The sequence below is a fragment of the Paenibacillus sp. CAA11 genome (assembly GCF_003060825.1).
GTDB lineage: Bacteria > Bacillota > Bacilli > Paenibacillales > Paenibacillaceae > Fontibacillus.
Map to the genome: position 1 here is coordinate 921,897 of NZ_CP028922.1, position 21,588 is coordinate 943,484.

At 50.1% G+C, this 21,588-nt stretch carries 25 protein-coding genes; 14 read left to right on the forward strand and 11 right to left on the reverse strand.

What is annotated here, in order from left to right:
* Positions 1-296 precede the first annotated feature (296 nt).
* Entirely contained in the window at positions 297-692 is a 396-nt protein-coding gene (locus tag DCC85_RS04135; RefSeq protein ID WP_108464433.1) for a VOC family protein, read from the reverse strand.
* Between the two features lie 112 nt (positions 693-804).
* Here DCC85_RS04135 and DCC85_RS04140 point away from each other — a divergent pair, with 112 nt between their 5' ends.
* From DCC85_RS04140 to DCC85_RS04155, 4 genes are all read left to right on the forward strand, one after another.
* Positions 805-1,308 carry a hypothetical protein gene (locus tag DCC85_RS04140; protein ID WP_108464434.1) on the forward strand — a complete coding sequence of 168 codons (504 nt, stop codon included), beginning with the start codon at positions 805-807 and terminating at the stop codon, positions 1,306-1,308.
* 22 nt (positions 1,309-1,330) lie between these two features.
* Positions 1,331-1,672 (forward strand): hypothetical protein, encoded by a 342-nt coding sequence (locus tag DCC85_RS04145; protein ID WP_108464435.1) that lies wholly within the window; start codon positions 1,331-1,333, stop codon positions 1,670-1,672.
* Positions 1,673-1,802: 130 nt separating this feature from the next.
* On the forward strand, positions 1,803-2,714 hold the full coding sequence (locus tag DCC85_RS04150; RefSeq protein WP_108464436.1) for a transcriptional regulator: 912 nt from the start codon (positions 1,803-1,805) through the stop codon (positions 2,712-2,714).
* A gap of 174 nt (positions 2,715-2,888) precedes the next feature.
* Entirely contained in the window at positions 2,889-3,287 is a 399-nt protein-coding gene (locus DCC85_RS04155; RefSeq protein WP_108464437.1) for a ClpX C4-type zinc finger protein, read from the forward strand.
* A 104-nt stretch (positions 3,288-3,391) separates the two neighbouring features.
* On the opposite strand, the gene DCC85_RS04160 is transcribed toward DCC85_RS04155, so the two are convergent.
* From DCC85_RS04160 to DCC85_RS04180, 5 genes are read right to left on the reverse strand one after another with little or no spacing between them, the layout of a single operon-like run.
* Entirely contained in the window at positions 3,392-4,780 is a 1,389-nt protein-coding gene (locus tag DCC85_RS04160) for a HAMP domain-containing sensor histidine kinase (protein WP_108464438.1), read from the reverse strand.
* Positions 4,771-5,430 carry a response regulator transcription factor gene (locus DCC85_RS04165; protein ID WP_108464439.1) on the reverse strand — a complete coding sequence of 220 codons (660 nt, stop codon included), beginning with the start codon at positions 5,428-5,430 and terminating at the stop codon, positions 4,771-4,773. The genes DCC85_RS04160 and DCC85_RS04165 overlap by 10 nt, the downstream gene beginning before the upstream one ends.
* A 26-nt stretch (positions 5,431-5,456) precedes the next feature.
* A complete protein-coding gene (locus tag DCC85_RS04170) occupies positions 5,457-6,215 on the reverse strand; it encodes a lantibiotic immunity ABC transporter MutG family permease subunit (RefSeq protein ID WP_108464440.1) in 759 nt (252 codons plus the stop codon).
* A 1-nt stretch (position 6,216) separates the two neighbouring features.
* Positions 6,217-6,948: a lantibiotic immunity ABC transporter MutE/EpiE family permease subunit gene (locus tag DCC85_RS04175; protein ID WP_108464441.1), complete on the reverse strand. Its 732-nt coding sequence runs from the start codon at positions 6,946-6,948 to the stop codon at positions 6,217-6,219.
* A 1-nt stretch (position 6,949) separates the two neighbouring features.
* Entirely contained in the window at positions 6,950-7,657 is a 708-nt protein-coding gene (locus DCC85_RS04180; protein WP_108464442.1) for a lantibiotic protection ABC transporter ATP-binding protein, read from the reverse strand.
* A 153-nt stretch (positions 7,658-7,810) separates the two neighbouring features.
* Here DCC85_RS04180 and DCC85_RS04185 point away from each other — a divergent pair, with 153 nt between their 5' ends.
* The 3 genes from DCC85_RS04185 to DCC85_RS04195 all read left to right on the forward strand — a co-directional run bounded on the left by DCC85_RS04185 (position 7,811) and on the right by DCC85_RS04195 (position 10,582).
* Positions 7,811-8,158, forward strand: a complete 348-nt coding sequence (locus DCC85_RS04185) for a hypothetical protein (RefSeq protein WP_108464443.1) — start codon at positions 7,811-7,813, stop codon at positions 8,156-8,158.
* 196 nt (positions 8,159-8,354) lie between these two features.
* Positions 8,355-10,232 (forward strand): molecular chaperone HtpG, encoded by a 1,878-nt coding sequence (gene htpG / locus DCC85_RS04190; RefSeq protein WP_108464444.1) that lies wholly within the window; start codon positions 8,355-8,357, stop codon positions 10,230-10,232.
* A 170-nt stretch (positions 10,233-10,402) separates the two neighbouring features.
* On the forward strand, positions 10,403-10,582 hold the full coding sequence (locus DCC85_RS04195) for a DUF3934 family protein (protein ID WP_108467718.1): 180 nt from the start codon (positions 10,403-10,405) through the stop codon (positions 10,580-10,582).
* Positions 10,583-10,727: 145 nt separating this feature from the next.
* Here the strand turns inward: DCC85_RS04195 and DCC85_RS04200 are convergent, their stop codons facing one another.
* Both DCC85_RS04200 and rsgA read right to left on the reverse strand, forming a co-directional pair.
* Positions 10,728-11,960: an aminopeptidase gene (locus DCC85_RS04200; RefSeq protein WP_108467719.1), complete on the reverse strand. Its 1,233-nt coding sequence runs from the start codon at positions 11,958-11,960 to the stop codon at positions 10,728-10,730.
* 183 nt (positions 11,961-12,143) lie between these two features.
* Complete coding sequence (rsgA, locus tag DCC85_RS04205; RefSeq protein ID WP_108464445.1) at positions 12,144-13,259, reverse strand: ribosome small subunit-dependent GTPase A; 1,116 nt, start codon at positions 13,257-13,259, stop codon at positions 12,144-12,146.
* A gap of 8 nt (positions 13,260-13,267) precedes the next feature.
* Here rsgA and DCC85_RS23550 point away from each other — a divergent pair, with 8 nt between their 5' ends.
* A complete protein-coding gene (locus DCC85_RS23550) occupies positions 13,268-13,396 on the forward strand; it encodes a hypothetical protein (protein WP_267896067.1) in 129 nt (42 codons plus the stop codon).
* Between the two features lie 267 nt (positions 13,397-13,663).
* Here DCC85_RS23550 and DCC85_RS04210 read toward each other — a convergent pair whose 3' ends face one another.
* Positions 13,664-13,984 (reverse strand): MGMT family protein, encoded by a 321-nt coding sequence (locus DCC85_RS04210; RefSeq protein ID WP_108464446.1) that lies wholly within the window; start codon positions 13,982-13,984, stop codon positions 13,664-13,666.
* 179 nt (positions 13,985-14,163) lie between these two features.
* Between DCC85_RS04210 and DCC85_RS04215 the strand changes: the two genes are divergently transcribed.
* From DCC85_RS04215 to DCC85_RS04240, 6 genes are all read left to right on the forward strand, one after another.
* Positions 14,164-14,787 carry a deoxynucleoside kinase gene (locus DCC85_RS04215; RefSeq protein WP_108464447.1) on the forward strand — a complete coding sequence of 208 codons (624 nt, stop codon included), beginning with the start codon at positions 14,164-14,166 and terminating at the stop codon, positions 14,785-14,787.
* Positions 14,784-15,443, forward strand: coding sequence for a deoxynucleoside kinase (locus DCC85_RS04220; RefSeq protein WP_108464448.1), 660 nt, complete (start codon positions 14,784-14,786; stop codon positions 15,441-15,443). Before DCC85_RS04215 ends, DCC85_RS04220 begins: the two co-directional genes overlap by 4 nt.
* Positions 15,444-15,778: 335 nt before the next feature.
* Positions 15,779-16,804 (forward strand): methionine ABC transporter ATP-binding protein, encoded by a 1,026-nt coding sequence (locus DCC85_RS04225; protein WP_108464449.1) that lies wholly within the window; start codon positions 15,779-15,781, stop codon positions 16,802-16,804.
* Positions 16,794-17,456, forward strand: a complete 663-nt coding sequence (locus DCC85_RS04230) for a methionine ABC transporter permease (protein WP_108464450.1) — start codon at positions 16,794-16,796, stop codon at positions 17,454-17,456. Before DCC85_RS04225 ends, DCC85_RS04230 begins: the two co-directional genes overlap by 11 nt.
* Positions 17,457-17,512: 56 nt before the next feature.
* Positions 17,513-18,388, forward strand: a complete 876-nt coding sequence (locus DCC85_RS04235; RefSeq protein WP_108464451.1) for a MetQ/NlpA family ABC transporter substrate-binding protein — start codon at positions 17,513-17,515, stop codon at positions 18,386-18,388.
* A 54-nt stretch (positions 18,389-18,442) separates the two neighbouring features.
* On the forward strand, positions 18,443-19,642 hold the full coding sequence (locus DCC85_RS04240) for a M20 family metallopeptidase (RefSeq protein ID WP_108464452.1): 1,200 nt from the start codon (positions 18,443-18,445) through the stop codon (positions 19,640-19,642).
* 91 nt (positions 19,643-19,733) lie between these two features.
* Here DCC85_RS04240 and DCC85_RS04245 read toward each other — a convergent pair whose 3' ends face one another.
* Entirely contained in the window at positions 19,734-20,831 is a 1,098-nt protein-coding gene (locus tag DCC85_RS04245; RefSeq protein ID WP_108464453.1) for a sensor histidine kinase, read from the reverse strand.
* Positions 20,828-21,568, reverse strand: coding sequence for a response regulator transcription factor (locus DCC85_RS04250; protein ID WP_108464454.1), 741 nt, complete (start codon positions 21,566-21,568; stop codon positions 20,828-20,830). Before DCC85_RS04250 ends, DCC85_RS04245 begins: the two co-directional genes overlap by 4 nt.
* Between the last annotated feature and the right edge of the window lie 20 nt (positions 21,569-21,588).

Below are 21,588 nucleotides of genomic sequence, written 5' to 3' on the forward strand. Positions count from 1 at the left end.
TCTGTTTATTGTTATCTTCGTTATCTCACATTATTTTCTGAATCAATCACAACTTTACATACGGAAGGTCCGATTATCTTGTCGAAGTCATAGGGACTTAATTTGAGCATAGTTCGACTATTTATACTATAAGGAGAAACGAACTGGAAAGATTCAATCAGGAGAAGCAAAAATATTTTTAGATTCGGAATCTGGCACACCCCTTTTAGGGCTAATTATTCTGGAGAGCCCTATTGGAGGGAGCGCCTTTGAAATGATGAATTAAAAAGGTTACAAAATGAGTCAATGAAAGCCCCTCAAGGTGCTACTAATTCAACCTTAATTCTGTCCGGGTCTTCGAAATAAACAGCGTAATGCTCTTCTCCTCCAGCAAAGGGATGTCTATCCGTATAAAGAATATTTACACCTTTTTCTGTTAACTTTCTTGTCATTTCGTCAACTTGTTGACGGGAGCTTGCATGAAACGCAATATGATTGAGACCTACTCGACATCTATGATAAGGTATGTCCATAAATCTTTCATCGGTTTGAACGAAAACAATGTAGGATTCTCCAGTTTTCCAACTTTGTCCACTATCCCACTTTTGATAAGGCTCATATCCTAATTCTTGTAAAAACCAACCCCAAAAGTCAACAGAGTTTTTCAAATTTGAAACATATAGTTCAATATGGTGTATAAGTCCTTGTGGCAATGGATAACCTCCTTTTCTATTTTTCATTGACTATATTATCAGGTATAGCTAAATAACAACAATTTTTGAGGAACGCAGGTTATATTTCAAACCCATCTGGAAGGTGATCTTATTGAAGGTAAATATAAGTTATGCTGAAAATATCATCGTTGCAGTCAGATTTAAGGATCGCTGGTGCTGGTATGTTACGGAGAAGGAATACTGGTTCATGGATCTCATTCAATGGGAGAATGCGTTCCTGGATAAAGGCTACCCACTGCCTAACCAAGGGGATTATTCCGAACGGTTCAATATTCCGATATTAGATGAAGGCTCGGCGGGAGATTTTCTACATGAAATTAGGGAGTTTCAAGTAAGTACGAATAAACTGCGAGAGGGATTCCAGAAGGCAGTTGAGATGAATACAGATCTGGAAAATGACCTGCTTGAATATATCCCGGCCTTATTCGTGGACTTTGATCATCGGCGTTTGTGGTCAATGTTTCCCGAGCCAGCTTCTTTTGAATGCTATGTTCCCGAGGGTTGGACGGGAAAGTACGAGGATTTCTTGGAAAAAGTCCCTGCGCGGGAAAGGTACTGGTGGGTGAACGGAACAGACTATTTTCTAAAAATGTAAATGTACTTTAGGAGATCGCCATATGAAAAAACTCAGTGCTTATATGATGGTATGCTTAGTAGCTTTTGTCTCTGTACTGACAGGTTGTGAAATGAACCGGCATCGGTTTTCGGGTATTGATCTGCAGCATCAACCGCTGCCCTTAGCGCCATACACGAAGTATTTATATTTTGCCGGGGGACTCTATACTATATCCACAGACCCCGTAGATCCTAAGGTCTTCGAAGGCAGGATTGGGATGAAGGTGGGGGAGATAAAGAATATAGGCTACAAGCTGTATGAGGTGGGAGATGTCGCAGTAGCAGACCCGGAGGGAGAGGCTGCATTACAGATCGGGGATGAAATTCATAGGGTGACGGTATAAAGGCGGTACTACTTATCAAGGGGAAGTCAGGCTACTATCATGCCCAACTTCTGACTAGAAATGAGATCAAATGAATGCTAGGTAGATAGGGATGCGATTCTATCAAAATTAAATAGGAGAGTGAATACATATGAAGTTTTTTAGTTTTGGCAGGAAAAAGGAAGAGACTGACGCTAAGATAGACAAGATAGATTTGGATACGGCGGTTCCCGAGGCAATCCTTAGTGTGGGCGGGCTGTATGATCAGCAGGAGTCGTTTACCGAGGAGGCAAGGAAATGGGCGGGGATGCTGGGGGGAGAGGCGCTTCCGCTGTTTAGAAACTATTTCTTCGGCAGCACGCTACAGAAGCCGGACAGCCTGGCCGGCAAGTACGAGGGCTTAGGTGATTGGCTGCATATTCAGCAGGATGCGATATTTGAGATCATCTACCACTACAAGGAGAAGGCCATTCCTATGCTCTATGATGTTGCCTTTGGCGTATATGATTGGACGCAGTATAAAGCGGTGCGGGTGCTTACCCGGTTAGCTGCTGAAGGTATCCAAACCGACCGGATTGTGGAGGATATCGTGAGTCATGTCGATGATTTCCGCTACGAGGCACAGATGCCTACATTTTATTATCTTTCCTCCCTGAAGGGGAACGAGAAGGTAGCCTCCTTACTGGAACGGCACTTTCTGGAGAACCTGGAATACGATCCGATCGATGCTTTTGATCTCTTCGCGAGCTTATACCGCTGTTCACCGGATACCGCCCGGAAGCATGAAGATTTTCTTAAGGTGCTTGCTCGTGGTGAAGGGCTTGAAGGCCGTTCTCCACTGCTGGATGGAGCCATTGGCACGACAGATGAGCAGGGTCATCAGGAATACCATTGGCCGGATGGTGAGCCTGTTGAGGAACATCACCAGATTCGGGCGGCGTCTTTTTATTATCAGCTAAACCCCGAGGATGAAGAGATCAACCGGCTGCTGGATCGTTGGGAGAAGCAACATCCTGAAGATCAGGTCCGGGAATATATCAGGGAGCTGAGAGAGCGGATCTGAGGAATTGATTGGCAAAGCGAAAGAATGTGTGGAATCTGCTGCTTTTATAGGGGGGGATAGATCGGTGATAGATTATTTTTATCTACAATTTGCAGGAAAATAATAACACACTCTTGAATACAATACTCCATAAATGTGTACAAATGTACACATAAGAACTTTGGAGGTGCAATCATGGATCAGGATTTCCGGAAGAAGACCTTTCGAGGTGCCAAGATTGAAGACGTTATTCTGGAGCTGGAGAAGTTAAGCGATTTATGTGAGGAGAAGGCCAAGGACAGTGAACAGCTGGAGCGACAGCGTTTCTATGAAGGGATGGCCATCGCTTATGCGACGATTGGGCTGAAGCTTAAGGGGGAATTTGACTATATTGAGAAGGCTGTCATTGATGAAATGTATCATGCCGTTGAGAGAACGTCGAATCCTAACCCTGCAAATCCGGCAGGAAACGCTGACACCTGCTCCTTTTGCGGCAAGAGCAAGGAAGAGGTCGGCAAGCTGGCCCTAGGGCCAGAAGTGGCCATATGCAGCGGGTGTTTGGAGTTTGGAGCGGAAGTGATTAAGATGCAGTAAGCCCGCCTAATGATATCGAAATATAGAAGATCAAAAATGACTAAAAGAGGAGGGGCCTTTGAGCTCCTCCTCTTTTGTCTATCCAAGCTTTAGCCGCAACGCGGTTATAATTTCAGCGGGACTTCAATGCTAACCTGTCCGCCGCCTGTCTTGTCCGAGTTGGCGATGAGCAGTTTCCCGCCATGCAGATGGGCAATGAATTTTGTAATATATAATCCCATCCCGTAATGACCGCTTGATCTTCGGGAGGAATCGCCCATGTAAAACTGCTCGGTCGCCTGCTTGAGAGCCTCGGGCGAGAAGCCAGGCCCTTCATCCAGCACGCTGAAGCGAATACGGTCACTGACCGCTTCGACAATTAGGGTAAGCCCGCTCCCCTCCGGGGCTTGATCCACGGCGTTAGAGATAATGTTCATCAAGGCCCTCTCCAGCAGTACAGGATCTGCGTATAAAGTATCCGGGAGACTGCGGGTCGTGACCGTTGAGGAGAGCTGCTTGACAACAGACAGAGCCTGCATCTGTCCTTCCATTCTGTCTATAAAGTCCTGTAAATTTAGGGTTACAGGCTGAAGGGAGGTGGAGCTTTCCGTCTTTGTAATTTCGATCAATGTCTTAATATAGGACTCCATCTGCCGAGCGCTCTCCGCGATATAGTCGGTGTAACCCTGTTGCTCCTCGGTTTGATCCGTCTCTGCCAGCAGCTCAACATTGCCCCGGACAATGGTGAGTGGTGTCTTGACATCATGGGCCAGAGCCGAGATCTGCTCCCGACGGCTTCGTTCCAGGTTCCACTGCCGCTGAAGGGAGTTCTTCAAGGCCTCCTTCATCTGATCCACAGATTGCAGCACATGATCAATTTCCGCGATTCCGCTGTATTGAATCGAGAAATCAAGATCCTGTTGTTGGATCTTCTGAGTGGCCTCCTGCAGCCCGTTCATTTTGCGGGCCAGCTTCCGTCCGAAGGAGGAGGCCAGCAGAGCGGCCCCGATGAGGAAAGCGATGCAGAAGATTACGAAGAAGGTGAGCTCCGCACTGGGCAGGAATCTGCGCAGCAGCTCGCTGTTGAACTGTGCTGTTATGGAGAACAGAAAGATGTAGACCTCTTGGCCGTGTGTGACTTTCATATAGTTATAGGGAAAACTGTAGGAGGAGTCGCTATTTTGCAGGGTCCGCCATGCCGCCGCACCTTTCTTGGCAGACATTGTCCCCTCCAGGAGCTTTCCATCCAGATTGTACTTTGCATATTTGTACGAAACATAGGAAGAATCTTTCGGCAGCTCTTGGCCTGCCAAGATCGCGGACTTCGCCTCGGCTACCTGCTTCTCTGTAAAATTAGCCGGAAAAATCGCGCCGGTCACCATGAATATGTAGAGAATTAAGGCTAGCAGCAGGGCGAGGCCAATGGTCCCCATGCAGAATACGGTCAAATATCTCAGGAACAGTGTTCGGAGTTTTGTTGGCTTGCGTCCGGGCTTCTGCTGTGTTATTTCCATCGGTATCCGATCCCCCATACCGTCTCTACCGGAGTGGCATCCATTCTGCTCAGTTTGGCCCGGATGTTCTTGATATGCTCCACAATGGTTGAGGAATCACTTTCCCCATCGAAGCCGAAGACCGATTCGTAGATTTGATCCTTGGAGAACACCTGTCCCCGGTTCAAAGCAAGGAACTCACAGATGGCATACTCACTCTTGGTGAGCGGAATAGCCGAATCCCGCACGGTGATTTCCTTCCCGGACAGATTGAAGTGGACCTCCCCAATACAGAGTACATTGCGCTTCTCCCGGTTCTCCCTGCGGAGATGGGCATGAACTCTGGCGCGCAGCTCCCCGGCTCCGAAAGGCTTGATAATATAGTCATCCGCACCTTCTCCGAGCCCTGCCATCACGTCGTTCTCCATAGACTTCGCAGTAAGGAATAGAATCGGACAGTCTACTCTGCCGCGGATATTCCGGCAGAGGGTGAACCCATCCATCTCCGGCATCATGACGTCCAGCAGGATCAGGTCGAACGCACCAAGCTGGAGTTCAAGCACCTCTGACGGGGCAGAGATCGCTGTGACGACATGGCCATCTTTTTGTAAAACATTTCGGAGCAATGCCAGAACGGCAGGCTCATCATCCACAGCGAGTATATTCGCCATGATCCATCACTTCCTTTGTATACCTACTATTCCAGCGACTTTCTTCCTTCCCACCGCCGGAACCATAACCCTAATAATACCATGAATGCGGCGGTTCCAACCCCGCAGAGGAGGATTCCCTGTTGAAGCAGAAGGGCTGCAGGTGCTGATCCAGCCCCGCTTGGCCCGTATTGTGCCCAGATCGTAACAAGCCGAGCGGCCCAGGCACAGGGGATGTAAATCCAGTTCTGATCGCCGAGACCAGTAAGCAGCAGGGCAGCCGTCAGGCTCCCCACAATACCGAGGCCAATCGAAGCACCTTTGCCGAAACGCAGGCTGACGAAGAAATGCAGCGCATATAGAAGAATACTGCTTCCGAACAAGATGAGGGCGGCAATAACATAGAATCCAAGGCCATAAGGCGATTGGTTCAGTATATATATAAATCCTGCGCCAAAGCCGGCAGAGGCCAGCAGCACGCTGCCCAGGCCCAGCAGCAGGAGTAGGCTCAGCTTGCTGGCCAAGGGGACAAGCCGGCTCGGCAGGGTTAAGAACTGCTGATACTGGCCAGCGGCTGACTCCTGGTCGGCGGCGATGGCGCAGACAATGCCAATCATGGTGGGAAAGGCAGCCGCCAATGCCTGCATGTACCCCTCGACTTTGGAGGCTTGTGAGTAAGGTGTATAAGCAAAATAGGCAAGGAAAATGCCGATCCCCACGAGGGGGATGAGCAAATGAACGAGCAGCATCGGCTGTCTTCTAAGCTTGATGAAATCCGACTTGAGACTGCGATAATAATTGATCATCTTATCTAGCCTCCCGATTGCGGAAAGGAAGCATGCTCAGCAGGGACAGCACGAAGAATAGTCCCAGGGTGATCAATAGACCCGGCAGAATCACACCCTTGTCCAGCAGTGCATCTCCGCTTGGAACAGGCAGCCCATTCGGCAACACGCCGATCGCGGCGCACATCAGCCGGGCAGGGATGGCATAGGGAACAGCCCACCAGATGGCCTTGGTGGCGAATAAGATCATGCAGGCTACATTTCCGAGCAGGCTGATGATAAGCGTCATGAACATCCCAATCCGGTCCGTTAGGAACAAATTGAGCGGAATCTGCCACATAAAGGTAAGGAAGAGCAGAAGACAGGCTGCGACGCTTTCTCCTAAAGTAAGGCTGGCAGGAAACACAAAGCCCAGAAGAGTAACGCCGATAAACAGGGTGATGGAGGCAGCAAGCAGCAGCATGACGGTTGCTCCGACTTTGCCAAGCCAGACCCGGGCTGGATTGACAGGCAATCCAAGGATGGCGCGATACTTCATTTTTTTACCATCCGGCAGAATCACGCCTGCGCACATTAGAGTCAAGGCGCCGGGCAGCAGGAGGGCATACCACCAGTTGTAGCTGGCGCTTTGGATCTGTCTGCCTCCCATCAGGAAAGTGCATAACAGCAAGGTGAGGAGGGGAGCCAGCCAGATTAACTTTTTGGTAAAAGTACGTTTGATTTTTAAATATTCCGCACGAATGTAAGTCTGCATCTTATTCCCCTCCCTTCCGGTACTCGCGGGCGATTTGCATAAATAAGGACTCCAGGTTTTGTCCAGGTGTAACCGCATCTTGATAGGCAAGAACGCCGCCAGCGATGATGCCGATATGGTCGACAATCTGCTCTACTTCGGACAGAATGTGGCTGGACAGAATGACCGTGATCCCTTGCTGCGGGAAGGAACGAATCAGCTCACGCTGCTCCTGAATACCGATCGGGTCAAGCCCGTTAGTCGGCTCGTCAAGGATCAGCAGCTTGGGATTATGGAGCAGAGCAATTGCGATGCCAAGCCGCTGCTTCATTCCCATGGAGAACTGTCCGGACCGTTTTTTTCCTGTATTCGTTAAGTCCACAATTTGCAGGACCTCGTCAATGCGCGAATCCGGCAATCCAAGCAGTGTTGTGCGCACCTTAAGATTCTCTCTGGCCGTTAAATTCTCATAGAGCGGCGGCGATTCGATCAGGGCTCCGATCTGGGACAGGGCGCTGCGAGTCCATGGTTTGCCTTGGAATAAAATCTCGCCAGAAGTCGGGCGCAGCATGCCGGTTAACATCTTAAGCGTTGTCGATTTCCCGGCGCCGTTCGGACCGAGCAGTCCATAGACGGAATTCTCTTGAATGGACAGGGAGACGTTATTCACGGCCTTCTGGCCCTTAAAGGTTTTACATAAATTATTCGTCTGTAAAATAATGTTGTTCATCGCTTCTTCATCCTTTTCTTTCGTTCTGGAACCTACTTTACAAGGCAATTCTAAGAATTTTATAAGGATTCCTGATATTTGGATGAATGCCGCACTTTTTGTCCTAAAGTCATCCTCAGCCGCATACATATGCTGTATGAGGAGCGTGAAGGAATGAAGGAGAAGCTCAAGAGATATGAGGCGCTGAAGCAGCAGCAGAAGGAACTGGAGCAGGAGCTAAGCGAGCTGCGCCAGCAGATTCTGGATTATGCAGAGAGCCAAGGCAGTGCAGCGTTTGAGATTGAAGGATACAAGGTTCAGGTGGTCCTTCAAGAGCGCAAGGAATATGACGAGCAGAAGCTTTACGAGGCGCTGCCCGATCCGGAGCTGTGGCGGATGCTGGCAAAGCCCGATTCCTCGAAGATTGCAAGCTTGATCAAGCTGAAGGTGATCCCGGAGGAGCGGCTTGCCGGCACCTATGCTGTGAAGAGGATATCGCTGCTGAAGGTGGAGAAGAAGTAATTTGAAGCAAATTTGAATTTGCCATAAGGCTGCCCGAAAGTCATGAAATGATGACTCTCTGGGCAGCTTTTTATGTTGGGAAGATACTAAGAATTGACAGCCAAGATAGGCGTATGTTATATAAAGAGAAGGATTAGCACTCATATGGATAGAGTGCTAACATAGGAGACGCGTAATTTTGAAAGGAGAACCAATCATGGCCAAAAAACAGTTCCAAGCCGAATCCAAAAGATTGCTCGACATGATGATTCACTCGATTTATACGCAGAAGGAAATTTTTCTAAGAGAGCTTATTTCCAACGCAAGTGACGCGATTGACAAGATGTATTACCGGGCTTTGGTCGATGACCAGCTGGTATTTAATAAGGAAGACTACTATATCAAGGTTACGGCAGACAAGGCTAATCGTACGCTGACGATCACGGATACCGGGATCGGGATGACTCCGGAGGAGCTGGAGAACAACCTGGGCGTGATTGCGAAGAGCGGATCACTCGCTTTCAAGAATGAGAACGAGCTGCAGGATGATCATAACATTATCGGCCAGTTCGGCGTAGGCTTCTACTCTGCATTCATGGTTGCGGATGTAGTGACGGTAACGAGCCGCGCTTCTTGCAGCGACCATGCCTATAAGTGGGAGTCCGAAGGCGCTGACGGCTATACAATTGAGCCGGCAAGCAAGGATGAGGTCGGCACGGAGATCGTGCTTAAGATCAAAGAAAATACGGAAGACGAGCAGTATGATGAGTTCCTGGAAGAATATCGCTTGAAGGCTATCATTAAGAAGTATTCCGATTTTATCCGCTATCCAATCAAGATGGATGTGAAGACCCAGCGGCCTAAGGAAGGCAGCGACAACGAGTTCGAAGAGGTTCAGGAAGAGCAGACCATCAACAGCATGGTGCCAATCTGGCGCAAGAACAAGAGTGAGCTGACCGATGAAGATTATGAGAACTTCTATAACGAGAAGCGGTACGGCTTCGATAAGCCGCTGTCTCATATTCATGTCAAAGCAGATGGGGCCGTCGTTTATAATGCTATTTTGTTTATTCCTGAGAATACGCCTTTTGACTATTATACGAAGGAATATGAGAAGGGCCTTGAGCTCTATTCCAACGGCGTGCTGATCATGAACAAATGCGCCGACCTGCTGCCCGACTATTTCAGCTTTGTCAAAGGGATGGTGGATTCCGAGGACCTGTCGCTTAACATCTCCCGGGAAATGCTGCAGCATGACCGTCAGCTGAAGCTGATTGCGAAGAACATTCAGAGCAAGATCAAGGGCCAGCTGCAGAGCCTGCTGAAGGATGAGCGCGAGAAATATGAGCGGTTCTATAACTCCTTCGGACGCCAGCTGAAATTCGGGGTCTACAATGACTTTGGCATGAACAAGGACGTTCTGCAGGACCTGTTGATGTTCTACTCCTCGAAGGAAGAGAAGCTGGTAACCCTGGATGAGTACGTCGCAAGAATGCCTGAGGACCAGAAGTATATCTACTATGCAGCCGGCGAATCGATTGAACGGATTAAGAAGCTGCCGCAGATCGAACTGGTATCCGATAAAGGCTATGAAATCCTGTACTTCACGGATGATATTGATGAGTTCGCAATCAAGACGATCATGTCTTATAAGGATAAGGAGTTCAAATCCGTATCCAGCGGAGACCTGGGCATTGAGCCGGATGCGGATGAGAAATCGTCCGAGGAAGCGGATGCTAACAAGGAGCTCTTCGAGACCATGCAGAACCTGCTGACAGGCAAGGTCAGCAAGGTGAAGGCTTCGAAGCGACTGAAGAGTCATCCGGTCTGCCTGTCGTCGGAAGGCGAACTGACGATTGAGATGGAGAAGATCCTGAAGGCCATGCCGAACGGACAGGACGTTAAGGCAGAGAAGGTGCTGGAGATCAACGTGAACCATGATGTATTCCAGTCCCTGAAGTCTGCTCATGAGACGGACAAGGAGAAGCTTGCGCTGTATACGAACCTTCTCTATAATCAGGCTCTGCTGATTGAAGGCTTGCAGGTAAGCGATCCTGTAGAATTCACGAACGATATTTGCAAAATTATGGTGTAAGCTTAAGAAGTTTCGCTATATACGGGTCCCCGCCAGAGAAATTTGCTATGGTGGGGACCCTTTTTTGTAGCTCAAGTGAGGCTAGGCAGTTTGACATTAGGGAAGGGTTCGGGAAGAATAGAGAGGATGATCTAGACGGATCATATTATCTTAAGCAGCGGAGTGAGATCATGGCCAAAGGCAAAGGCGGGACAGGAAGAGGCACCGGGAAGAAAGGCTGGAACCGGTGGCAGGCCGGGGAGCGGAGAGCCAAGAGTGCCCCGAAGCCTTATACGAGTAAAGGGGTTAAGCGGGCTAAGGAAGAAGCGAAGGAAGAGGCAAAGACTCTTCGTAAGGAGGAGCAGTCTTAGATTGGGCAAGACCGATCCTGACTGCTCGCCCGCTATCCGGTAATGGAACAATCCTAAGAGAGAGACATTCATAAGCGTAAACAGGAAGGGCTGCATTCAAGGTCATGGATCCATGACTTTGAAGCAGCCCTTCTTCGGGTCTAGCTTAGATGACCCAGTTCCCTTTGCGGAACACGGGCTCGGTGGTTCCATCCGGCAGTACGCCGTCAATGTCCAGCTCGGCTGAGCCAATCATGAAGTCCACGTGGGTCAGGCTGACGTTACAGCCATGCTTCAACAGCTCCTCCTGAGACATCTGCGTACCGCCCTTCATGTTGAACGGATATGCGCTGCCTAATGCCAAATGGCAGGAGGCGTTCTCATCGACTCCGGTATTATAGAAGATCCGGTTCAGATTCGAGATGGGCGAGTCATGGGGCACCAGCGCCACTTCTCCCAAGTAATTTGCTCCTTCATCCGTGGCGAGCAGGTTCTTAAGGTGTTCTTCACCGGACTGTGCAGAATATCCGGTTACTTTCCCATCTGTGAAGGTGAACTGAATTTTGTCGACCAGCTGTCCGTTCAGATTGAGCGGCATGGTGCTGGTAACTACGCCGTTGACTCCGGTCCGCTTAGGCATGGTGAAGACTTCTTCGGTTGGCATATTGGCTACAAAGCTGTGGCCGCGCAAATTGGTGCTTCCGCCACTCTTCCAGATATGCTGATCTGCCAGCTCGATCGTCAGATCCGTTCCTGGAGCACGGTAGTGCAAGCTCTTATAATTTTTGGCATTCAGCTTGTCCTGCATGCTCTGCAGCTGCTCCAGATGACGTTTCCAATTGTCTACAGCATCGCTGCCGTCCACCCTGTTCATTTGGAAAATGGTATCCCACATCACGCTGATCCGCTGATCTTCCGGCACATCGGCAAACACCTTGTTGGCCCAAGCCCGGGTTGGAGCCTTAATCAGACACCAGCTGATCTTGTTATTGCGGGTATATTCGGAATACTTCTTGCGTGCTGCCGCGGCTGTCTTGGTTGCCCGGGATACTTTGGTTGAATCAATGCCTTGGTACAGATCCGGGTTAGGCACCTTGATGAACAGCGTCGCTCCGCCTTCTTCTGCGAACTTCTCCATCATTTCCGCTTTCCAGGCAGGATAGTAGTCGAAGATTTCGTCCTCGCCATGCTCATAACGGCTACGAACGATCTCATCGTCTTCAAAGTCCACTTGCACATATTTAGCTCCGGCCTTATAGGCATGCTTCACGATGAGCCGTGTGAACTCGACCGTCTCCATAGGGGAGGTGACGTTGAGAGCTTGACCTGGCTGAATGTTCACACCGACCTTAACGACCAGCTCTGCGTACTGGTCCAGTAATTGCTCGAAATTGTTCATCTTCCTGGTTCCACTCCGATCCTTGATGAGATAAGGGCTGTAAAAACCTTCAATCTCCATCATAGGCCCAACTGGTTAAGTTTGCAAAGTGTAGCCGGCCTTTTGGCGGACGGAATTGAGGCCGTCCGGACCGAAAGGCACGGCTTGGGACCGAAGAAGGGATAGTCCGGCCTTGATTAGGCGCTAGTCCAGCTCCGACTTCCAAGAGGAGCGTCTTGCCGGCTTCTTCTGCGTACCCTTGGCTCTTATCGCTTCCCGCTGACGCTCCTTGGCCGCCTGGAACTCCAGTTCCCGGGCGGTCTTGCGAAAGCTCTCCAGGCGGGAGGGCTCCAGCTCCCCCGCTTCAATGGCTTCCCGAACCGCACAGCCCTGCTCCCGCTCATGCCGGCAATCCCGGAAGCGGCAGCGGGCGGCAAGCTCTTCAATATCCGCAAATGTACCGGATAGTCCGTCATTGCCGCCGTCCCACAGCTGCAGCTCGCGCATGCCCGGCGTGTCGATCAGCACGGCCCCGCCGGGCAGAGGGAACAGCTCACGGTGGGTGGTCGTATGCCTGCCGCGGCTGTCATCCTCCCGAATCTCCTGGGTAAGCTGCAGCGTCTGCCCGGCCAGGCGATTCAGCAGGGTCGACTTGCCGCAGCCCGAGGACCCGGTCAGCGCGCAGGTTGTGCCTGCTGACAAATAGGGCGCCAGCTGCTCCAGCCCCTGGTCCTCCAGGGCGCTGATCGCGTGTACATTCACGCCTGGCGCAATGGATTCGGCCTGCCGGATGAAGCGGGCCGGGTCCTCGCAGAGGTCAGCCTTGCTCAGCAGGATGACCGGCGTGACTCCGCTGCTTAAAGCCATGATCAAGTAGCGCTCCAACCGCCGCAGGTTAAAGTCATGGTTCAGCGCTGTAACCAGGAATAGGACATCGACATTGGCGGCGATGATCTGCTCCTTGATTACACTGCCTGCAGCCTGCCTGGAGATCTGGCTGTGCCGGGAGAGTACGCCGTGTATGCTTGCCGCACCATCCTGGTGACGGCACTCGGCGAAGATCCAGTCGCCTACGGCGGGCAGACCTCCTCCTTCGCTTAAGGTATAGCGGAGCTTACCGGTTAGCTCCCCCCACATTTCACCGTATGGAGTGATAAGGCGGTATTTCTGCCCCAGATCGGCTGTAATGCGTGCCGGGCTGATGTGTTCGTGATGGCCGAACGCTGCGGATTCTTCCTTCCAACGCTGTTGGACGGGTAGATTCAACCCATATTGTTCTAGTAAATCGGGCTGCTGCTCATTCAATTTGAATTCCTCCATGATATAAGATGGTTTGGTTTCTTTTCTTCAATGGATGGGCAGACGAAATAGCCGCTAAGAAGGCAATGCTTTGCGGCTGGACCTCAAAAAAATGGACGCAAAAAGGCCGCGAAAGCACATGGCTCTTTCGCGGCTAAGCTTACGCTGATTGAACCTAGTAGCCTTCTCCCCCTATAGGGAAGACGGGCTGTCCTAGCTGATCAATAGCGGCTTTTCGTCCAAAGAGGCCATGCAAAAGTACAAAGGTTTACAATAGAAACTGCAATGGATGGATTGTACATATGACATGGCCCCTTTCCGTTTGAATTGATATTTAGTTTATGCAGCGAAGCTGTGAAAGTCAATGAAATCTCCGCATACAAAACAGCTATAGTCATTTTTTCCTGTTCAGCCCGTTTTAAACGTTAAAAATCAAGGGACTCAGGAGCGTACCGATAGATCGACAAATCTACTGAATCATCTGAATGAACATAAATACCTTCCTCTTCTAGAAAAAGACGCTGCTTAAATCTTAGTTCTTCGTCTTGAACGGCGATTTCCCCGCGTGCATTGACGACCCGGTGCCAAGGCAGCTGGTGCTTGCGGCTTGAGGAATGAAGAATCCGAACCACTTGTCTGGCTCCCCGGGGACTGCCGGCCAGCGCGGCAATTTGCCCATAGCTCATCACCTTTCCGGCGGGAATCTGCGAGATGACCTTAATTACACGGTCTGTAAATGGATGCATGAAATTTGCCAGGGCTCCTTTCTTCACTTGGTATGCTTGCTTGAATTGAAGAGAGCTGGAATAACCAAGCTAGCTTGTTTTTTTGCTGGAATAGAAATGTTTTATAAGGCAGCTTGCTTACTTTCTGTGATACAATAGGCAAGTCTGTTTTGCAGGCAATGAGAACCAGGAGGAACCCCATGAGACCAGGCCATTTTATTGCAGTGGAAGGCCCGATCGGTGCCGGCAAGACCACGCTGGCTTCGATGCTGGCCGAAGAGCTGCATCTTCCCATTATCAAAGAGATCGTTGAAGAGAATCCGTTCCTTGACAAGTTCTATCATAATATAGATGAATGGAGCTTCCAGCTGGAAATGTTCTTTCTCTGTAATCGTTACAAGCAATTGGAGGATACGGGACTGAAGTATCTGGAGAAGCAGCAGCCCGTAATCTCGGATTATCATATATATAAAAATCTCATTTTTGCCATGCGTACCCTTAAAGGGATCAAGCGGGAGAAATACCAGCAAATCTATCATTTGCTTACAGATGACTTGCCTAAGCCGAACATGATTGTGTACATTCGGGCGAACCTTGAGACTCTGTTAGAGCGAATCGAGAAGCGGGCCCGTCCGTTTGAGAAGGCGATTGATCCGGCTTATCTGCAGCAATTAATAGAGGATTACGATACGGCAATGAACTCGCTTGCTGAGCGGGAGCCCTCCACCAAGATCATTACGATTAACGGCAGCGAGATTGATTTTGTAGAGAACCGCAAGCAATTTGAACATATTGCCTCTCAAGTAAAGGAGCTTATATCATGAACGAATTCAATATCCCCAGCAACGCTCTGATTACCGTGGCCGGAACCGTAGGCGTCGGCAAGTCCACACTGACTGCAGCCTTGGCGCAGCGCCTTGGCTTTAAGACCTCGCTCGAACAGGTGGATCACAATCCCTATCTCGAGAAATTTTATCATGACTTTGAGCGCTGGAGCTTCCATCTTCAAATCTATTTCCTGGCTGAGCGCTTCAAGGAGCAGAAGCGGATTTTCGAATCGGGCGGAGGTTTTGTGCAGGACCGCTCTATTTATGAGGATACCGGCATCTTTGCCAAAATGCACGCGGATCAAGGGACGATGTCCAAGACCGATTATGAGACTTATACCAGTTTGTTTGAAGCGATGGTGATGACCCCGTATTTTCCGCATCCGGATGTGCTGATCTATCTGGAGGGAAGCCTTCCTTCTGTGCTCAGTCGGATCGAGCTCCGCGGCCGTGAGATGGAGATTCAGACAGACCGGTCTTATTGGGAGCATATGCATCGCAGATACGCGGACTGGATTCAGGAGTTCAAGGCTTGCCCGGTGCTGCGTTTGAATATTGACGAGTACGATGTGAATGATCCAGCGTCGCTGGACGGAATTATTCTGCAGCTTGCGGAGATGATTCAAGCTTCCCGGCAGATTCAGAAACGCTAAATATATGAAGCAGATCAGGGCCTCTTTCCTTGGAAAGGGGCTCTTTTTTATATATAGATTGAACTAAAGTTTTACATTGAACTTTCTATGATCAAGGCCTAATACGGCCCTATAACATCCATATCTTTAGTTCATTCTATATAGCTATGCTCATAAAATTTTCTATGATTCAGATGACAATTCTATAAAATAAAACGATTATCCCAACAATTGACAAGGGGGGGGAGACTTCCCTAGAATGTTAACTAATTTATTCCGAGTATATCTACTGGATTTATCAATATACTCTATTTAAAGGGATGATACATTACCGCATAGTTAAGGGGGATGACATCATGATTCGCTTTGAAGAAGTGAGTAAAGTCTTTCAATTCAAGAACAAGGAGGTTCGTGCTGTAGAGCAGGTGTCTCTGTCGGTGAAGAAAGGGGAAATCTTCGGGGTAATCGGATTTAGCGGTGCCGGTAAGAGCACTTTGCTGCGCCTTGTGAATCTGCTGGAGCGTCCTTCCCAAGGGAGAGTAGTGGTGAATGATCAGGATATCACCAAGCTCTCCACCAAGGATCTAAGACAGCTAAGAAGGCGGATCGGCATGGTGTTTCAGACCTTCAACCTGTTTAATTCCAGGACGGTCTATGGCAATCTGGCCTACCCGCTTAAGCTGGCGAAGCTCCCTAAGGAGCAGATTGATGCAAGGGTCAAGGAGCTTCTCACATTTGTGGGGCTGGAGGATAAGGCGGACCGATATCCGGATCAGCTGTCCGGAGGGCAGAAGCAGCGTGTGGGCATTGCGAGAGCACTGGCGTCTTCCCCGGATATTCTGATCTGTGATGAAGCAACCTCGGCACTTGATCCTGAGACGACGGACGAAATCTTAAAGCTGCTGAAGAAGGTAAACGAGGCTTATGGAATCACCATCCTGCTCATTACCCATGAAATGCATGTGATCCGGACGATCTGTGACCGGGTTGCCGTGATGGAGCAGGGGAAGGTTATTGAGGAAGGGAGCGTCTTTGAAGTCTTTGCGCATCCGAAGACACAGACCACACGGAACTTTATTCGTTCTGTACTTAACGATCAGCTGTCTCCAAGGCTGCTGCAGCAAATCCGGGAGAATCACTCCGGCCGGTTGTTCAGGCTGATCTTCAAGGACGGGGCAACGAGCGAGCCAATTCTATCCCGGGTATCCCGGCAATTTGACCTCGATTACAACATTGTATACGGAGGAATCAGTGAGATTCAGGGCATTCTGTTCGGGAGTCTGATCGTCGAGTTCATCGGGGAGGATGTTGAGGTTGCCAAGGTGGTAGAAGAGCTCAGCAAAACAGTTGAAGTGAAGGAGGTTGTTGATCATGACGGTTGATTGGTCCACCTTTTGGAAAAGTGTAGCCGAGGCTACAGGAGATACCCTGGTCATGGTGATCGTGACACTTATTTTCTCAGCCGTATTGGGACTGATCATTGGGTTACTGCTGTTCATAACGCGCCAGGACGGCCTGTATGAGAACAGGGTTATACATATTCTGCTTAATTTAATCATCAACATTATCCGTCCGATCCCATTCATTATTTTCCTGGTGGCGATTAGCCCGGTGACGCGTTTTGTGATTGGAACAACAATCGGTACTTGGGCGGCAGTGTTCCCTATGACGCTGGTTGCGGCCTGCGCGGTAGCTAGAGTGGTGGAGAATAATCTGGTGTCAATCGATCCGGGGATGATTGAAGCGGCCAAGGCGATTGGAGCCTCGCCCCTTCAGATTATATACGGTGTACTGATTCGTGAGGCGCTGGGGCCGTTGATTCTGGGCCTGACCTTTATTTCGGTGGCGCTGATTGATTTCTCGGCTATGGCGGGGACCGTCGGCGGAGGAGGGCTGGGGAACCTGGCTATGACTTACGGGTATCAGCGGTTCAATACCTCGGTCATGATTGTAACCATCATCATTCTTATTGTGCTCGTGCAGCTCGCTCAGTACGCAGGCAATTATTTATCCCGCAAATTCCTTAGAAGATAGTCTCTTAAATGGCAGTACAGCAACAACAAATAGATGAGGGTGGAGGAGAGATCGAAATGAAGAAAAGAGCATGGTTAGGAGTAGCTGCAGCTGTATTGACACTGATGGTGATGACGGCATGCGGTTCGGCGTCGGGAAGCTCGACAACCCACATTAAGATCGGTGTATCCGGATCGGATGATAAGTACTGGAAGGTGCTGTCCGAGAAAGCGAAGGCCAAGAACATCGATATTGAGCTGATATCCTTCTCGGATTATACGCTGCCTAATAAAGCGCTGGCGAATGGAGAAGTGGATTTGAATTCGTTTCAGCATCTGGCGTTCCTGAGTCAATTTAATGTAGAGAACAATACGGACCTGGTGCCCGTTGGGGCTACGGTAATCGCTCCTATGGCGGTTTACTCCAATCACTATAAGAGCGTGGAAGAAATTCCGGACGGCGGGAAAATCGCCCTGCCGGACGATCCCTCTAATCAAGGACGCGCCTTAAAGGTTCTCCAGGCTGCGGGCCTAATTAAGCTCAAGGATGGCACAGGGCTCTATCCAACCCCGGACGATATTACAGAGAACCCCAAGAAGCTGGAGATTGTCCCGGTGGTAGCCCAGCAAACCCCACGTGTGCTGCCTGATGTAGCCGCCTCAGTGATTAACAGCGGCGTGGCGTCCGATGCGAATCTCAAGCTGGAGGAAGCTATCTTCAAGGACGATCCGGCGAGCGAGGAAGCGAAGCCTTATATCAATGTGTTTGCCGCCCGGGCAAAAGATAAAGATAACGAGGCCTTTAAGACGATTGTAGAGTTGTATCACGACCCGGATGTGGAGGCAGCAGTTAAAGAGGACTCGAAGGGTGCCAATGTTGTGGTAGATTCAAGCCCGGCAGAGCTGCAGGCCACCCTCGATAAGCTGGAGGAGAATGTGAAGTCAGGCCATTAAGCCGGCGTTGGTTTGATTTTATAGACAATTCTAAATATGGAGGAGATCTAAGCGATGAGTACATTGGTAAACACACAGAGGGAACAAATCGTGCAGTATATTGACGGATCCCGTTCCCTTTACGTTGAGACGAGTCATCTAATTCATGAGAGACCTGAAATCGGCAATCAGGAATACTATGCTTCACAGCTGCTGACAGAGCTCCTGGAAAAAGAGGGGTTTGAGGTTACGCGGAATGTGGCGGGCCATGAGACAGGTTTTGTGGCCAGAAAAGCTTCCTCTAAGCCGGGCCCTAAAATCGGCTATCTGGCTGAATATGATGCGCTCCCGGGCCTGGGCCATGCCTGCGGACACAACCTGATCGGCACGATCAGCGTGGCAGCGGCGATTGCTCTGTCTAAGGTTACCGAAGCGGCGGGCGGCGATGTCTATGTATTCGGCACGCCGGCTGAGGAAGGCGGACCGAATGGCAGTGCCAAAGGGAGCTTTGCCCGGGAAGGGCTGTTCGAGGGAATAGACGCCGCTCTGATGATCCATGGATCCGGGGAGACGCGTCTGACTTCGCCGAGCCTGGCCGTCGATCCGCTGGATTTCCATTTCTATGGGAAGGCGGCCCATGCTTCCGGCTCACCGGATCAGGGCATCAATGCGCTGGATGCGGTCATCCTCTTGTACAACGGCATCAATGCCCTGAGACAGCAGCTCCCGCAGGACGTGCGCATTCACGGCATTATTACTCACGGGGGAGATGCCCCGAATATCATTCCGGAATATGCTTCAGCCCGTTTCTTCATCCGGGCAAGCACTTGGGAGAGAACCGAGGCGATTTCCGCCAAGGTGAGAAGCATTGCCGAGGCTGCCGCCTTAGCAACGGGCAGCACGGTGAAGATTGAACGGTTCCAGAATGAGATTAAGGACATTGTGATCAATCGGCCTTTGGATGAGGTCGTGGGCCGGGAGCTGGAGCTGCTGGGAGAGACACTGGTTCATGAGGAGCGGAAAGGGCTTGGCTCGACGGATGCAGGCAATGTGAGCCATGTTATTCCGACCACACATGAATATATCAAGATTGGGCCGGATGATCTGGTGGCCCACACTGCCGAGTTCAGGGAAGCGGCCGCTTCCCAGCGCGGAGATGAAGCCCTGATTATCGGAGCCAAAGCGCTCGCGCTGGCAGGCCTACAGCTGATTGTCCAGCCGGAACTGCTGGAGAAGGTGAAGGAGGATTTCAAACGGACACATGCCGCTGAATAGTAAACGATTAAGCCGCCCGGGTAACCCTAAGGCGGCTTTGCTATTCTCAAGGCCCTATCAACATCAAGGATGGATGGGGCTTGTCCTTAATTTACAGAGCAGGCAAGCGAATATGAAAGGCTGTTCCTATGGAGGGCTTGCTCTCTACATCAATTAGACCTCCATGCGCTTGAATCAGACTTTGTACAATGGACAGCCCGAGCCCGCTTCCCCTTGGCGCAGCCGAGCTTGATGTTCCGTAAGTATATTTGTTAAATAGCTTGCTGAGGGTTTCGGGTTCGATCCCCCCGCCATTGTCGGCAACGGTGACATGAATGAAATTTGACTCCTCACGCGAGAGGCTTACTTCTACCCGAGTCTGTGGAGGGTTATGCAGGATAGCATTCATCATTACATTCTGCAAAGCGCGATATAGCAGGCGCTGATCTGCCTCAATATAGAGATTCTCCTCTTCCGACTGGAAAGCCAGATCATAGGTTTGTGCTCTGGGATCATTGGCGATATCGGCGAAGAGCTCCTGTGTAAACCTTACAAGTTCCACACGGGTCCGGTTCAGAGGGAGAGAGGCAGATCCGTTATCTATTTGCAGGGACAGGCTGAGGTCGTTAATCAGACTCTCAATATGCAGTCCTTTACTTTGAATTTCGCTCAAAAAGCTGTGCTGTTCCTGTGAGCTCCAATGGTAGTCCTCATTAAGCAGCAGGGCAGAGTACCCCGTAATGTAGGTGAGCGGTGTTTTTAAATCATGGGATATTCCGGCAATCCATTCCCGCTTGGCCTCTTCCAGCTTCCCCCGTTCAATGGCGGCTTGCGCCAGTGTCCCCGACAGAGAGTGAATGTTCGAAATGACCTCCGTATAGAGGCGGAAGCGTCTGCGAAGCTTGCCCTTCCTGTTATAAACCTTGTGTTGGATCTGTGGCGGCTGGTAGATTCCTTCAGAGAGATTCGAAATCCAGGACATCATGAACCAGAGCGGTCCTGCAAAATACCAGCTGAACAGCAGACTGCAGAAGATAATGTTTACCAGGAAGGAGAGCAGAATATACAAGTCATAATGGTCGTTGCCTTCGGTAATCCCCCACAGGGGAAGGAGGACCTCGCTAGTGATGATTAAAGTGGCACTGATACTGAGAAGCCAGGCAGCCAGGCCGATAATAAAATGAAAACCAAACCTAAGCTTGATCCTCATGATGTCTCTTCCCCCTGATCCGAGGCCTTGGGCGGAACAAATTTATAGCCAATCCCCCGCAGATTCAGGATCAGTTGAGGGGCTTTTGGATTGTCCCCTAGCTTTTTTCTGATTTTTGAAATGTGCATGGTTACCGTTTTTTCTTCCCCGTAGCCGGGATTCCCCCACACATATTCATAGATTTGCGATGAGGTGAACAAGCGGTTGGGATTGCGGCAAAAAAAGTGGAGAAGCTCCAGTTCCTTCGCCGTGCACTCTACTTCAGCACCATCAACAATTAGCCGCGCATCCGCGGGGCTGAAGGTGAAGCTTGCATATTGGTATGTCCGCGTATCATCAAGCGGGGAGTGAGCAGCCTTAGTTAAGCCCTGTCGCCGAAAGAATGCCTTGATTCGGGCCACGACCTCCAGCGGATTAAAGGGCTTGGTAATGTAATCATCCCCGCCAATACTAAGGCCTGTGAGTTTATCAAAGTCACTTGTACAGGACGTCACGAAGATAATCGGTGTATGACTTATTTTGCGGATTTCACGGCAAAGTTCAAATCCGTCGGTGTCTGGCAGTGTAACATCCAGCAGGATTAGGTCGTAGCTGTTCTGCCGGATTAGAGCTAGTGCCTGGTGACCGGTCGTACAGCACGTAATATTAGAGTAGCGCTCCTTGTTAAGTGTGATTTGAAGCAGCTTCAGAATCCCTTCCTCGTCGTCTACAAGCAGTATTTTCTCATGATTCTCCAAACCTCTTACCTCCTTATAAA

Bases quoted from the DNA above. Each gene is read 5' to 3' on its own strand.
- DCC85_RS04215 (WP_108464447.1), top strand. From the start codon at position 14,164: ATGAGACCAGGCCATTTTATTGCAGTGGAAGGCCCGATCGGTGCCGGC.
- DCC85_RS04175 (WP_108464441.1), bottom strand. From the start codon at position 6,948: ATGCAGACTTACATTCGTGCGGAATATTTAAAAATCAAACGTACTTTT.
- DCC85_RS04170 (WP_108464440.1), bottom strand. From the start codon at position 6,215: ATGATCAATTATTATCGCAGTCTCAAGTCGGATTTCATCAAGCTTAGA.
- DCC85_RS23550 (WP_267896067.1), top strand. From the start codon at position 13,268: ATGGTTTGGTTTCTTTTCTTCAATGGATGGGCAGACGAAATAGCCGCT.
- DCC85_RS04235 (WP_108464451.1), top strand. From the start codon at position 17,513: ATGAAGAAAAGAGCATGGTTAGGAGTAGCTGCAGCTGTATTGACACTG.
- DCC85_RS04150 (WP_108464436.1), top strand. From the start codon at position 1,803: ATGAAGTTTTTTAGTTTTGGCAGGAAAAAGGAAGAGACTGACGCTAAG.
- DCC85_RS04220 (WP_108464448.1), top strand. From the start codon at position 14,784: ATGAACGAATTCAATATCCCCAGCAACGCTCTGATTACCGTGGCCGGA.
- DCC85_RS04230 (WP_108464450.1), top strand. From the start codon at position 16,794: ATGACGGTTGATTGGTCCACCTTTTGGAAAAGTGTAGCCGAGGCTACA.
- DCC85_RS04225 (WP_108464449.1), top strand. From the start codon at position 15,779: ATGATTCGCTTTGAAGAAGTGAGTAAAGTCTTTCAATTCAAGAACAAG.
- DCC85_RS04185 (WP_108464443.1), top strand. From the start codon at position 7,811: ATGAAGGAGAAGCTCAAGAGATATGAGGCGCTGAAGCAGCAGCAGAAG.
- rsgA (WP_108464445.1), bottom strand. From the start codon at position 13,259: ATGGAGGAATTCAAATTGAATGAGCAGCAGCCCGATTTACTAGAACAA.
- DCC85_RS04155 (WP_108464437.1), top strand. From the start codon at position 2,889: ATGGATCAGGATTTCCGGAAGAAGACCTTTCGAGGTGCCAAGATTGAA.
- DCC85_RS04145 (WP_108464435.1), top strand. From the start codon at position 1,331: ATGAAAAAACTCAGTGCTTATATGATGGTATGCTTAGTAGCTTTTGTC.
- DCC85_RS04195 (WP_108467718.1), top strand. From the start codon at position 10,403: ATGGCCAAAGGCAAAGGCGGGACAGGAAGAGGCACCGGGAAGAAAGGC.
- DCC85_RS04245 (WP_108464453.1), bottom strand. From the start codon at position 20,831: ATGAGGATCAAGCTTAGGTTTGGTTTTCATTTTATTATCGGCCTGGCT.
- htpG (WP_108464444.1), top strand. From the start codon at position 8,355: ATGGCCAAAAAACAGTTCCAAGCCGAATCCAAAAGATTGCTCGACATG.
- DCC85_RS04160 (WP_108464438.1), bottom strand. From the start codon at position 4,780: ATGGAAATAACACAGCAGAAGCCCGGACGCAAGCCAACAAAACTCCGA.
- DCC85_RS04165 (WP_108464439.1), bottom strand. From the start codon at position 5,430: ATGGCGAATATACTCGCTGTGGATGATGAGCCTGCCGTTCTGGCATTG.
- DCC85_RS04210 (WP_108464446.1), bottom strand. From the start codon at position 13,984: ATGCATCCATTTACAGACCGTGTAATTAAGGTCATCTCGCAGATTCCC.
- DCC85_RS04200 (WP_108467719.1), bottom strand. From the start codon at position 11,960: ATGAACAATTTCGAGCAATTACTGGACCAGTACGCAGAGCTGGTCGTT.
- DCC85_RS04180 (WP_108464442.1), bottom strand. From the start codon at position 7,657: ATGAACAACATTATTTTACAGACGAATAATTTATGTAAAACCTTTAAG.
- DCC85_RS04240 (WP_108464452.1), top strand. From the start codon at position 18,443: ATGAGTACATTGGTAAACACACAGAGGGAACAAATCGTGCAGTATATT.